This window comes from Chryseobacterium vietnamense (genome assembly GCF_031454475.1).
Classification (GTDB): Bacteria; Bacteroidota; Bacteroidia; order Flavobacteriales; family Weeksellaceae; genus Chryseobacterium; species Chryseobacterium vietnamense.
Window position 1 is genome coordinate 1 of record NZ_JAVDQX010000003.1, and the last position, 12,957, is coordinate 12,957.

Consider the following 12,957-nt stretch of genomic DNA (forward strand, 5'->3'; position numbering starts at 1 on the left):
AGGTAAAAGTAGAAAGTATTTTTTCTATAAATTGGCCAAGTTTTGCTTTAAAACTGTCAGCTTTATTTCTTTTCCCTCAGTTATCATTTTTCAGCGTCTGCTCCTGATAACTTTCATTTTCAATAAGGTAAAAGTAGAAAGTATTTTTTCTATAAATTGGCCAAGTTTTGCTTTAAAACTGTCAGCTTTATTTCTTTTCCCTCAGTTATCATTTTTCAGCATCTGCTCCTGATAACTTTCATTTTAATAAGGTAAAAGTAGAAAGTATTTTTTCTATAAATTGGCCAAGTTTTGCTTTAAAACTGTCAGCTTTATTTCTTTTCCTTCAGTTATCATTTTTCAGCATCTGCTCCTGATAACTTTCATTTTCAATAAGGTAAAAGTAGAAAGTATTTTTTCTATAATTTGGCCAGCTTTTGCTTCAAAACTGTCAATAATTAATGTTTGCTACATTCTTTCTGAATTGGCTTCTACAAAGTACATCTTAAGCTCTCCCTTTCCCTTTGCCTGGATATTTCCACGGTATTCAAAAACGAAGCAGTCTTCATTTTTAATAAGATGATAAAGGGATTCACTTATATTTACTTTTCCCACCATCCCATTACTTTCTATTCTGCTTGCTGTATTTACAGTATCTCCCCACACATCGTATTGAAACTTTTTCACGCCGACAATTCCTGCGACAATAGGTCCTGCATGAATTCCCAATCGCATTTCAAAAGCAGGCTTATTGGTTTGTACATTTACATTTTTTCGCTCTGCCATAAACCCCTGCATTTCAAGCCCGGCTAAAACAATATTCTTTAATGAATTCTGATCGGGTTTCGGAATTCCTCCCGCAGCCATATAGGAATCCCCTATCGTTTTTATTTTTTCAATTTGATATTTTTCAGAAATAAGATCAAAGGCTTTGAAGCACACATTAATTTCTTCTACCAGACTCTGAGGAGACATTCTTTCTGCAGTTTGTGTAAAGGATTTAAAATCTGTAAACAGAATGGATACCAAATTAAAATCTCTGGCATTTACACTTCCCTTTTGCTTGAGCTCTTCAGCAATTTCTTCCGGAAGAATATTCAGCAGAAGCTCTTCTGAACGATCTTTCTCTACCCTTAGTGCTTCCCTGGATTTTCTTACAAAATTAAGTCTGCTCCATAAACCTCCGGCCACAACAAGGATAAAGCACAAAGAGACGATTACAATATTCCTTTGTTTTTCCTGCTCCTGTACCTCTTCTTTATGTTTTATCTGAATGGTATGTTCTCTCTTTACATAGGCAATACTATCCGTTAACTGCTGTTTCTGAAACTCCATATTCATCATTCGGTTGGAAGTTTCCTTAGAATTTAAACTATCTTCAAAAATATTTGATTTTTCATAATAGTTAAGAGCCTTCTTATCATCGTTCAGTTTTTTATAAGATTGATACAGACAGTCACACGCATCTTTTTTTAAGCTAAGAGATCCAATTTTTTGTGCAATTGCAAATCCCTTATTACACAATTTTACCGCTTCATTATTTTTTCCCTGTTCTATATAAATATTACCGATGGCAATTTGAGAATCTCCTATATATTGCTGACTGTTCATCTCTTTTGCCAACTGCAATGTATTGTTGAAATAGGCCAGAGCATTAGAATAGTCCAGCTTTTTATAAAATAAAGTGCCAAGATTATTCAGAACTTCTATTTTGATCTGTTTATCATTTTGTTCGTTCGCAATGCTCAGGGCTTTGCTTAGATTTTTATATGCGAGATCAAAATCTTTCATCCTGACCTGAATAGATCCGGTCGAATTTAAGTTCTGAGCAATAGCCTTTACATCATTCACTTTTTTATATACATCATATGCTCTTTTATAGTATTTCAAAGCGCTCGTATAATCTTCAAGCTTAGAATAAATACCCCCGATATTTTGTGTGGTGATGGCTATTGTCTTGGGATCTTTAATTTCCCTCTGTATTTCCAGTACTTTCTGATAGCAGCTAAGAGCCTGAGGCAGTTTACCTAAGTAATAATAAGTTCCGCCCATGTTATTGGTTACCGAAGATATTCCTAATTTATATCCGGATTTTTTATATTCAGCAATGCTTTTTTCAAAATAAGAAAGAGACTGAACATAATTTCCCTGAAGAGAGTAGGAAATCGCCAGATAACTGTAACAATCTCCTGCTTTTTTAAAATCTTTATTTTCGTAATAACTCTCAAGGCTTTTATTAAAGTATATAACAGATTCCGCAAAATTGCCCGATTCCTGTTTCTTTATACCAATATTTAAAAGACTGTCTGCTTTGTTTTTACTAATTGTAGATTGATTCTCTTTTTTTATATGGGTCTGAGAAAAAGCCCTGGGGTGATTTCCGATAAATAAAAAACAAAAAAACAATATGTATTTATAATTTATCATAACGAAAAGGGTTTATAATATTGGGTATAAATTTAGAATAGCGTATATCAAATGAATCTCAGACAACGCTTTCTGATCCATTTAAAAAAAAATCGTATATAATTCTTGAGAACAGGAATTATACACGATTTACAGAACTTTTACAATCTACCCTCCACCAAAAATGCTGCCATCAGAATTGACTGGTTTAATGTAGATAGGCGGGTCTCCCTCATTTGCTCCACCGGATATGATATCCAACTGTTCCTCATCTAATTCCATATCGTCCATATCCAGCTCTGCCGGAATATTTACAAAAATGGTAGAAGAGTCTGTTTGATCCACAAATGCAAGATTCTTTCCTGCAGGCAAATTAATAGGACTTCCCAAAAAATTCTCCATAGTAGCTACCGGATTCTGGATTAAACTGTTTTTAAAAACAGGATCTTTCCATGCTTTTTTTACAACAGACTGTAAAATTTCCTCGTCTTTGGTTAAATTCATAATTTTTTTTTTATTGTTAAACGGTATCTGTTCTAATATGGCATGGTAAATTTATTTTGTTTTCAATTGACAGAACTGACAAAAATGCCGACAAAAAAAAAGAGAATATGAGAAAATATTTTTTGAAAATGTTGAAATAGAAATTTAACGGAAATAAAAAAGCCCTCCGTAATACATTACAGAGAGCTTTTGTACCCCAGACGGGACTTGAACCCGTACGTCCTTGCGGACACAGGATTTTAAGTCCTGCGTGTCTACCAGTTCCACCACCAGGGCATGGTGTGGGCAAAAAAAAAGATTCGAACCAGGGGTTCCAACCTTCTTAATGATTCTAAAAAGAATTTAGAATAGTGCGGATGAAGGGACTCGAACCCCCACGCCTCACGGCACCAGATCCTAAGTCTGGCGTGGCTACCAATTACACCACATCCGCTGGTTTTGCTGATCTGAATACTCAGATTCAACCTGATTTCTTACAAATATAAGATTTTTATTTAAAGAACACTCTCTATTAAAACAAAAAACCCTCCGTAAGATATTACAGAGGGTCTTGTACCCCAGACGGGACTTGAACCCGTACGTCCTTGCGGACACAGGATTTTAAGTCCTGCGTGTCTACCAGTTCCACCACCAGGGCATGGTGTGGAGCGAAAAACGGGATTCGAACCCGCGACCCCAACCTTGGCAAGGTTGTGCTCTACCAGCTGAGCTATTTTCGCATAGTGCGGATGAAGGGACTCGAACCCCCACGCCTCACGGCACCAGATCCTAAGTCTGGCGTGGCTACCAATTACACCACATCCGCTGGTTTTTTATATTGTAAGTTTTAAAGAGCTTGCTTCGTTTTTGTGAGTGCAAATATAGGACAATTTCCTTTACCACCAAACTTTTCAGGAAAAAAAAATAAAATTTCCATATTTTTTTTTCATGCCTTCTTTTATTACATTTCATTTTCATACTTTTACATCGTTAATATTTACGATATGGAATTACAAGGAACGGTAAAGAAACTTTTTGATGCTCAAACATTTGCGAGCGGGTTTCAAAAAAGAGAAATGGTTATTTTGACCCAGGAACAGTATCCACAGCCGATAAACATAGAATTTTTGTCTGATAAAATCAGTTTATTAGATAACCTTAAAGAAGGAGAAAACGTAAAGGTAGGAATCAACATCAGAGGTAGAGAATGGGTTTCTCCTCAGGGTGAAACTAAATACTTCAACTCTATTACCGGGTGGAGAGTAGAGAAAGTTTTTGATAATGCTTCAGAACCTACACAGGCTATGCCTCAGCAATCTGCATCTCCGGTTTCGAATGAGAATCCGTTTGCTGGAGATGACGATGATGATTTACCTTTTTAATTAGAGAATAAAGATCAAATATAAATCCTGCTTTTTGAAGTGGGATTTTTTTTCTAAAAAATGGTCAGATTAGACGAAAACGAGATTTCATTTCCCGACCCCGAGCTGTATGATGGCCATGAGGGAGTGGTTGCTTTTGGGGGTGACCTGTCCGTAGAACGTATTTGGTTTGCTTATCAGCTAGGCATTTTTCCATGGTACAATCCCGGAGAGGAAATCCTTTGGTGGTGTCCTGATCCAAGGTTTGTTCTTATTCCTGAAGAACTAAAAGTTTCAAAATCCATGAGGAAGATACTCAACAGAAATGTTTTTACTTTCTCTGAAAATAAGAACTTCAGAGAGGTGATCAGGAATTGCCAGCAGGCTACCCGAAAAGGACAGCTTGGTACGTGGCTTTCTGATGAACTGATGGAGTCTTTTATCCAGCTTCATCAATATGGTTTGGCTAAAAGCATTGAAGTATGGCAGGATGAAGAACTTGTAGGCGGTTTTTACGGGCTGCAGATTGGAAATGTATTCTGCGGAGAAAGTATGTTTGCTAAGGTAAGCAATGCTTCAAAAGCAGGATTTATCAACTTTGTAGAAAGCAACAAAGACCATCTTGAATTAATTGACTGCCAATCACATACTGAACATTTGGTGAGTTTGGGGGCAAAAATGATCCCCAAAAAAGAATTTCTAAAAATCTTACACGAAAATAATGAACGCAGATAAAGAAAAATGGGTTCTTCTGGTTGTCCTGAGTATTATCTGGGGATCATCCTTTATTTTAATCAAAAAATCACTGGAGCATTTCAATCCGTTTCAGGTTGGGTCTTTAAGAGTTCTTATTGCCGGAATTATCCTTCTTCCGGTTGCTATTTCCAATTATACACTTTTCCCTAAAAAACATTTAAAATGGTTAATTCTGGCTGCTTTTACCGGAAATTTCATTCCTATGTTTCTGTTTCCGATTGCTGAAACTGAAATAAGCAGCAGTATTGCAGGGATTATCAACTCTATGATGCCTATTTTCGTGATTATTGTAGGTGCCTTGGTCTGGAAGTTTGAAACAACGAAAAAACAGATCATAGGAACCCTTATAAGCTTTACCGGAGTCTGTATTCTGGCATTTGGAGGTGGTGACAGCGGAGATTTGAAAATGATCCCGATCCTTCTGTTACTGCTGGCAACTTTATGCTATGCCCTAAGCACCACAACCGTAAAATCAAAGCTAATGGAAGTATCTTCTACGGTTTTATCTGCTTTTGTGTTTTCTTTTGTTTTGTTAATGCCATCCATTATTGCACTCACAGGTACAGGATTCTTTTCAGAATTCAGTTTTTCGAAGGATAACCTGACGGGGCTTATGTTTGTCAGTCTGCTATCTGTTTTCGGAACAGGCCTGGCGATGATGATGAATTACCGTTTACTTAAAGTTTCCTCTCCCCTGTTTGCTTCTACAGTTACTTTAGTGATGCCTATTGTTGCTATTATCTGGGGAATTATTGATGGTGAGAAACTGACCTATTTACAATTTATAGGAGCCGGAGTTATTATTGCCGGACTTATATTTTTAAGGACCAGTCCAAAAAAATAAAATCGTATTATAAATTAAATTATATTTGAGTGATTTAACTTATAACTATGAAAAAACTTCTACTTTTGGGGTCTGTAGCCTTATCTTTACTTTCCTGTTACAACTCTGACGATACTCCTTTCGACAACAGCGATCCTTCAAATCAAAGTGTAATTCTTCCTACGAAGATGACTATGGATGGTATTGTAATGAAAATCAATTACAACGGAACTAAAATCATCAGTATGATCAACAACATTAATCACGGACAGAGAGTAGAGTTCTCTTATACAGATGATTATGTTTCGGGGATTAAGAATTACGAAAATAATATTCTTGAAAGCGCAGTTGAATATGGATATTCCAACGGGCGTATGTCCACAGCGGTAATTAAGGAATATTCTACTGCTGGAGTCATACAGAACACTGTTTCATTTAACTATATGTATACAAGTAATACGGAAATTAGCGTAAAAAAACAGACGAATTCAGGAACTGCCGGGTCTTCGACCATTAACAGTGTATTTACTTACAGCAACGGGAACATGGTAAGCAGTATTGGCTCAGGAACCGGAACAGTAAATGGAAATACCATTAACTATACTGAAAAAGAGACTTATACCTATACTGATAAAAACTATCCTTTTAAAAATGTAAAAGGTTTTGATAAAATTATATTCAACGGAAATGAAAGCAGCGATGGGATAAGCCTATTGTTTTCAAATATTGAGAACAGTTTAAGTACTTATAAAGGAGAGTTTACCAATACCACAGCCGGAGGAGGAACAGCTACAGGTACGACGTCTCATAAGTATACCACAACGTTTAATACTGCAGGGTATCCATCTGAAGAAAGCAGACAGTCTCTTGATATGAATGGAAATGCAAACACCAGCGCTCCGGATAAATTTTTCTACGAATACAATTATCAATAAAAAAAACCTGCATTTCTGCAGGTTTTTCTCTTATTTTAGATTATTCTAGTTCTTTTTCTTCACTTTGCTGGCTTTTACCTTTTTCACTTCGTCTTTAATGAAAGGATATTTTTTCTGCATATCCTTGGCTAAAGAAGGATCAAGTTCCAGTGCTTTCTGAAGAGATTCCATTCCTTTATCCTGGTCTTTCAGATTGTAGAAGCAATTACTCAGCTGATAAAACAACTCTGCTCTGTAATGTTTCTTTATGGCTCTGTTCAATACTGTCACCGCATCTTCATACTCTCCTACCAACATCAAAACTTCAGAATAGGCATACCAGTTATAGAACCTTGAAGGCTCTGCATCCACCAGTTTTTTAAGACATGAAAGACTTTCTTCAAACTTCCCTGAATCGATGAATAAAAATGCCAGTCTTTTCTGATAGTCGAGATTGTTTTCATTCAGCTGGGTAGCTTCTTTGGCATAATGCAATGCTTCAGACATTCCGCCCATTTCTTCATAAAGATAAGACTGTTCCATCATTGCAAGATAAAACTGAGGGTCTTCTCTTAATGATTTCTGAAATGCATTTAAAGCTAAGATAGGCTGTTTCAGGGCTTTATTGCATAATCCGATCTTATAAAAAGTAAATGCTTTTGTGTATTCCAGCTCCAGCATTTCTTCATATGTTTCGATTGCCTTCTGGTATTGTCCCAAAGCTTCATAACAGGCTGCTTTATTGGCATATACTCCCACAGAGTTGGAGTTGATTGCCAGTAAATAGTCATAACCTCTTATGGCTTCATCATAATTTTTTCTGTTGAAGTAGAATTGTCCATACTCAAACCAGGCGGTTTCAGAATAAGGGAATTCATCTAAATATTCATTAAGAAAGGCAATAGCCTCCTCACTCTTATTAAGGTCACTGAAACACACCATACAGTTTTCCAGCGAATATTCATCCGTAGGATCTTCCTTCAGTGCTTTTCTGTAATGTTTAAGAGCGTTAAAAGGATCTCCGAGATTCACATATTCATCCGCAATAAAGTTGTGGAGAAAGTTTTCTTCTTCCTCTAATGTTAAAGCTTTCTTGCAGATTTCAATGGATTTTCTAGGATTTCCTAAGTTCGAATAATACTTGGCGTAACAAACCAAAAAGTCTGTATTCTCCATAGAAGCACCTTTCAGTTCGTCAATAAGTTCTTTCGCAGCATTATACTCTTCCCACTCCAGAAGGATCTCAAGTCTTTTGATCTTAATATCCAACGAATTAGGGTGAAGCTTTAGTCCATAATTAACAGCCATGTCAGCGTAATTAAAATCACCAAGCTCCAAATAATAAACAATAATGTCTTCTAACTCTTCGGTATCGAAGTAGAATTCGTCATTGTTTTCCATCATTTCCTCGAACTTTTTTACAAGTTCATTTCCAAAATACTCTTCCAATAGTGTCCTCTTTGTCGGCCCAACGCTTGAATTTGCTTACAAACCTCGGCAAACGTTTAATTAATAATATATCTGAAACTGATATTCAAATATTTATGCAAAGTTGCAACTTTTTTTTGAATATTCCATTTCATAAATTTCTATTATAAAAATAGTAAAAAAAGAAAACCAATAAAAGGATTGTGGATAAAAAAACGGAAATTGGGGTTAAATTCTTACAACAAGGCGTTTTCCGCTTTGTACCTCAGCATTCCATACCGCTTCGATATCTTTTATATCAATGTCCCGGGTTTCCATTTTAATTTTTCCTGCTACGGCTGCCTGAAACATTTCTGGGATAATTTCTGAAAACAGAAGCCCTGACTCTTCTTTCGTCCAGCTTCCCAGTCCGGATCCTGAAATCTGAATATCAGTTCCTCTGAGAATCTGCGAAGACAGCTGAATGATATCACCGCTCATTCCTCCTATCGTTACCAGTTTTGTTTTATGAGAAAAGGTTCCGTCTCCTTTAAGAGCGGATAATATCATTTCTACAGAATGCCCCCAGATATAATCTATGATGATATCTACCGGAGTTTCCAGATAATTTTCTTTTATTCTTTGCTTAAAATCATGATCGTCCAGCTTAAGTGAAATTGCCACATCAGCGCCCAACTCAAGCAAAGACTGCAGAGATTCTTCATTTCTACCGGTAACAATCACTTTGCCTGCTCCATATAACCTGGCCATCTGAACGGCAATCTTTCCTGTAATTCCTGTTGCTCCGTTAATCAGGACTGTGTTTCCTGGCTGTAATCCAGCCTTGAATTTTAATGCCATTGCAGATCCCATTACTGCATTGGGTAATGCTGCTGCTATAGAAAAATCCAGTTCTTCAGGAATCGGAATGATCATCTTTTTATCTGCGGCGGCTTTTTCGGATACAGTTCCTTTTTTGCTGAAAAAATACACTTTATCTCCATTTTCAAGATATCCCGCTCCATCTGTTCCGATCACTGTTGGCTGGTGTTCCTTATTTTCTGTTGAATAGTGATTTCCGCCTGCTCTGGCCCTATCAAGATTTTTAATTGATGCTGCTTTTACTGAAATCAAAACTTCATTTTCCTGTACTTCAGGCTCTGGGAAATCTGCATATTGGGGGATACTTCCTTTTTCAAATACTACTGCTGCTTTCATTCTTTTAATTTTTATACAAAATTAGGAGGGATGAATGCTGTGGAGCGATAACATTTGTTATGAGTTTTGGATTTTGGGAAGGGAGATTAGAAGAAGAAAGCTGGGAGTTTATAAAGCCGGTAACAGAGTTAACAAACGCAGCGATCGCTAGGAAACATGATATTGTGATTATTATTTGTTCGCAAGGGCACTTCGTTTAGCAAACAACATCGCTGAGTGGAATGCCTTTGCGAACATTTTCAACAATACATGTTATTCTTTGCGAACGTTGCGTTTAATATGAGTCAGAATTTATGCAGTTTCTTTTTAAACTTCCATCTTCCATCCTCTTAAAGTCCTTCTTTCAATATTTTGCTCTTGATTCTGCTGAGATGTACCGTTGTAATTCCCAGATAGGAAGCGATATAATGCTGGGGAACTCTTTTGATGATCTCTGGTTTTTGCTTGACCAGATCCAGGTATCGCTGCTGTGGGGTGTCTTTAATAAATGAAAAGAAGTGTTTCATATAATCGAATACCCTTTCAAAAAGAGCATCCATAAAGAGATTTCTGAGCTCAGGATTTTCGTAGACTTCTTCCAGAAAAGCGTCCACATCCGGCTTGTTGATTTTGTATAAGATGCAGGGTTCTATGGTCTCAAATGAAACCATGCTTGGCAAACCTTTTTTAAAGCTTTCAAGGGAAGAAAACATGGTGTTTTCAAGAAAAAACTGGAAGGTAACATCTTTTCCGTCATTATTATACCAGGCTCTGACGAGTCCTTTTTCAATATAGTAGGCATTGCAGGAAATTTCCCCTTCTTTTAAAAGCAAAGTTTTGGCAGGGATTTCCATACGTTGGAAAGCGCCCAGAAATTTTCTCCACTTTTCTTTAGGGAAAGGAAACCTGTTTTTGATATGTTCAAACATGCTGATATAAAAAAGAACGGACCACTTGTCCGTTCTTTATATATTTTAGATTAAACTTTTAATTTTAGCAATGATATCATCTCCCAACTGATCTGCTTCTTCCTGAGATTTGGCTTCAGTATAAATTCTGATAATCGGCTCTGTATTGGATTTTCTAAGGTGAACCCAGTTGTTTTCGAAGTCTATTTTAACACCATCTACTGTAGAAACTTCTTCATTCTGATATTCCTGCTCCATTTTACTTAAAATAGCATCTACATCAATCTCCGGTGTCAGCTCTATTTTCTTTTTCCCCATGAAGTAACTTGGATATCCTGCTCTTAATTCAGAAACAGTCTTGTTTTCTTTAGCTAAATGTGTTAAGAATAATGCAACGCCCACTAAAGAGTCTCTTCCGTAGTGTAATTCAGGGTAGATAATTCCTCCGTTTCCTTCTCCTCCGATGACAGCATTTTTTTCTTTCATCAAAGTAACAACGTTTACTTCTCCTACAGCGCTTGCAAAGTATTCTGAATTATGTGTTTTTGCCACATCCCTCAATGCACGGCTTGAAGAAAGATTGGAAATTGCAGCTCCGTTTTTATTTTTCAAAAGATAATCTGCAACGGCTACCAGGGTGTATTCTTCTCCGAACATTTCTCCTTTTTCATCAATAAGAGCCAATCTGTCTACATCCGGATCTACAACTACTCCTAAGTCTGCACTTTCTTTTTTCACCAACTCACAGATATCTCCCAAATGTTCTTTTAAAGGCTCAGGATTGTGTGGGAAGTGCCCTGTAGGTTCACAATATAATTTGATGGTTTCACAGCCTAATTTGTCTAAAAGCATAGGAATAGCAATCCCTCCTGTAGAGTTTACAGCATCAAGAACTACTTTAAAGTTTTTTGCTTTGATTGCCTCCACGTCTACCATGGGTAAATCCAGGATCTGCTGAATATGGATATCGAAAGCATCATCTCTTGTTTCATATTTTCCAAGATCGTCCACCTCTGCATAGTTGAAGTCTTCACTTTCTGCCAAAGCCAGTACTTCTGCCCCGTTTTCTCCGGTGATGAATTCTCCTTTTTCGTTTAATAACTTAAGAGCATTCCATTGTTTTGGGTTATGAGAAGCAGTAAGGATAATTCCTCCGTCTGCATTGAGCTCAGGAACCATTACTTCTACTGTAGGTGTTGTAGAAAGACCCAGGTCTACTACATTAATACCTAATCCCTGCAATGTAGCAGTTACCAAAGAAGAAACCATCTGACCAGAAATTCTGGCATCTCTTCCGATGATAAGAGTAAGATCTTTTTTATTTTTATTATTCTGAAGCCAGGTTCCGAATGCAGATGCGAATTTTACAACATCCAGCGGTGTTAAGTTATCATTTACTTTACCACCAATGGTTCCGCGAATCCCGGAAATAGATTTTATTAATGACATGATGTTTTTAATTTATTTTGTTTTTTCTAAATTTTCCAACGCAAAGATACTTAAAAGACCCTTCACCTTACAGAACAGGAATCTTTTTTTGGACTTTATCATAGGTATTTTTCACAACTTTCGGTGGTGCAAAACGATACCCTATATATAACAAACCATACAGGTTATTATTCTCTACCGTTTGGTTGTTTTTCTGATCGTAGGCATAGTTTTTAAAATTCATTTTGCCTCCGAATAGAAACCGGTCTGTATTATAACCCACATGAAGGCCACCCTGCATTCTTATGGTAGCATATTGGGCATTTTGTTTTGTTGATTCATTATCAAGATCTCTGTAGCTGGAGAATTTACCCCCAATCCCCACAGCCAGATAAGGCGAGATATTTACTTTTTTTCCAATGACCCAATTATAAAAATATCCAATGTTTCCTCCTATATTGTATTGTGTGTCTTTGCTTTTTACTCCATCAATCGTATTTCTGAAAATGGTAAGATCATAATCTACAAACGGAACCCAGCTTCCGCTGCTTTTATACTGCCATTCACCCTGCGTGTAGATACTTCTTGCCGAAAAGTTTTTATTGAGAATATAGGATGTAGATCCGCCAAAGGTTTGTACTCTTAAATTCGGAAACTGGTAGTATTGATCTCTTCCTTCCTGCCATTCCGGAGATAAGTCTTTCATGTTTTCCACATAAAAGCCTTTTACATTTTTATAATAAACATTCTGAATAAATCTTCCCGGAAAAAATCTGAAACTTAAATCGGTATAGGAACTTTTCCCTTTCATTTCGTCATCATTTTTTCCCTGTAAAAATTGGGGTGTAAATGATACTGTTGCACTTATTATTCTATAATCAATTGAAAATGAAGTTTTCGTCTTATTGTTGATGGACAGGTCCATATTGAATGCGTTTTTGCCTTCTCCCATTGAAAAAACATAGCGTTCAATATTGGTATCAAGATTCACACGGATCATTACCTGATCTGCATAAGATTTGGTATTCGTGGTATCGGATTGTGCTTTTCCATGAGTGGTTATTAAAGAAAATACAATTAATAATCCTGCTTTTAAGAAATTCAAATCGAACAGTTTTAATTAGAAAAATGAATGTACTGCTTTTTTTCCAATTATCCGATGAACATTATATTAAGAACAGCCACAGTCTTTATCACAGTGGGTTCTTTTTGAGCTGAATTTCTTTGGTGCGAAATTCTTTTTGAGTACTTTGAATAAAGAGTAGCAGGCGAATGCTACAATGAGTATAATAAGT

The 12,957-nt window shown here is 36.6% G+C and carries 11 protein-coding genes and 5 tRNA genes; 4 read left to right on the forward strand and 12 right to left on the reverse strand.

Going from position 1 to position 12,957, the window contains the following annotated elements; genetic code table 11:
• Positions 1-447 precede the first annotated feature (447 nt).
• From J2786_RS14025 to J2786_RS14055, 7 genes are all read right to left on the reverse strand, one after another.
• Complete coding sequence (locus J2786_RS14025) at positions 448-2,406, reverse strand: adenylate/guanylate cyclase domain-containing protein (RefSeq protein ID WP_052186715.1); 1,959 nt, start codon at positions 2,404-2,406, stop codon at positions 448-450.
• Positions 2,407-2,553: 147 nt separating this feature from the next.
• Positions 2,554-2,889, reverse strand: coding sequence for a hypothetical protein (locus tag J2786_RS14030; RefSeq protein WP_052186717.1), 336 nt, complete (start codon positions 2,887-2,889; stop codon positions 2,554-2,556).
• A 192-nt stretch (positions 2,890-3,081) separates the two neighbouring features.
• A tRNA-Leu gene (locus J2786_RS14035) sits at positions 3,082-3,165 on the reverse strand.
• A 75-nt stretch (positions 3,166-3,240) separates the two neighbouring features.
• A tRNA-Leu gene (locus J2786_RS14040) sits at positions 3,241-3,322 on the reverse strand.
• Between the two features lie 120 nt (positions 3,323-3,442).
• A tRNA-Leu gene (locus J2786_RS14045) sits at positions 3,443-3,526 on the reverse strand.
• A gap of 6 nt (positions 3,527-3,532) precedes the next feature.
• Positions 3,533-3,608: transfer RNA gene (locus J2786_RS14050), tRNA-Gly, on the reverse strand.
• A 4-nt stretch (positions 3,609-3,612) separates the two neighbouring features.
• Positions 3,613-3,694 (reverse strand) — tRNA-Leu (locus J2786_RS14055).
• Between the two features lie 178 nt (positions 3,695-3,872).
• On the opposite strand from J2786_RS14055, the gene J2786_RS14060 reads away from it, so the two are divergent.
• From J2786_RS14060 to J2786_RS14075, 4 genes are read left to right on the forward strand one after another with little or no spacing between them, the layout of a single operon-like run.
• Positions 3,873-4,250 (forward strand): DUF3127 domain-containing protein, encoded by a 378-nt coding sequence (locus J2786_RS14060; protein WP_041461994.1) that lies wholly within the window; start codon positions 3,873-3,875, stop codon positions 4,248-4,250.
• 60 nt (positions 4,251-4,310) lie between these two features.
• Positions 4,311-4,964, forward strand: coding sequence for a leucyl/phenylalanyl-tRNA--protein transferase (gene aat / locus J2786_RS14065; RefSeq protein WP_047426373.1), 654 nt, complete (start codon positions 4,311-4,313; stop codon positions 4,962-4,964).
• The gene (locus tag J2786_RS14070) at positions 4,951-5,829 is read left to right on the forward strand and encodes a DMT family transporter (RefSeq protein ID WP_047426376.1); all 879 of its coding nucleotides are present in this window, start codon (positions 4,951-4,953) and stop codon (positions 5,827-5,829) included. The genes aat and J2786_RS14070 overlap by 14 nt, the downstream gene beginning before the upstream one ends.
• Before the next feature lie 47 nt (positions 5,830-5,876).
• A complete protein-coding gene (locus J2786_RS14075; RefSeq protein WP_047426378.1) occupies positions 5,877-6,743 on the forward strand; it encodes a hypothetical protein in 867 nt (288 codons plus the stop codon).
• 45 nt (positions 6,744-6,788) lie between these two features.
• Here J2786_RS14075 and J2786_RS14080 read toward each other — a convergent pair whose 3' ends face one another.
• The 5 genes from J2786_RS14080 to J2786_RS14100 form a co-directional block, all read right to left on the reverse strand.
• On the reverse strand, positions 6,789-8,171 hold the full coding sequence (locus J2786_RS14080; RefSeq protein WP_047426381.1) for a tetratricopeptide repeat protein: 1,383 nt from the start codon (positions 8,169-8,171) through the stop codon (positions 6,789-6,791).
• A gap of 207 nt (positions 8,172-8,378) precedes the next feature.
• Complete coding sequence (locus J2786_RS14085) at positions 8,379-9,347, reverse strand: quinone oxidoreductase family protein (RefSeq protein WP_047426383.1); 969 nt, start codon at positions 9,345-9,347, stop codon at positions 8,379-8,381.
• A 329-nt stretch (positions 9,348-9,676) separates the two neighbouring features.
• Positions 9,677-10,255 carry a Crp/Fnr family transcriptional regulator gene (locus tag J2786_RS14090; protein WP_047426385.1) on the reverse strand — a complete coding sequence of 193 codons (579 nt, stop codon included), beginning with the start codon at positions 10,253-10,255 and terminating at the stop codon, positions 9,677-9,679.
• A 45-nt stretch (positions 10,256-10,300) separates the two neighbouring features.
• The gene (glmM, locus tag J2786_RS14095) at positions 10,301-11,683 is read right to left on the reverse strand and encodes a phosphoglucosamine mutase (RefSeq protein WP_047426387.1); all 1,383 of its coding nucleotides are present in this window, start codon (positions 11,681-11,683) and stop codon (positions 10,301-10,303) included.
• 67 nt (positions 11,684-11,750) lie between these two features.
• On the reverse strand, positions 11,751-12,767 hold the full coding sequence (locus tag J2786_RS14100; protein WP_047426389.1) for a DUF4421 family protein: 1,017 nt from the start codon (positions 12,765-12,767) through the stop codon (positions 11,751-11,753).
• Between the last annotated feature and the right edge of the window lie 190 nt (positions 12,768-12,957).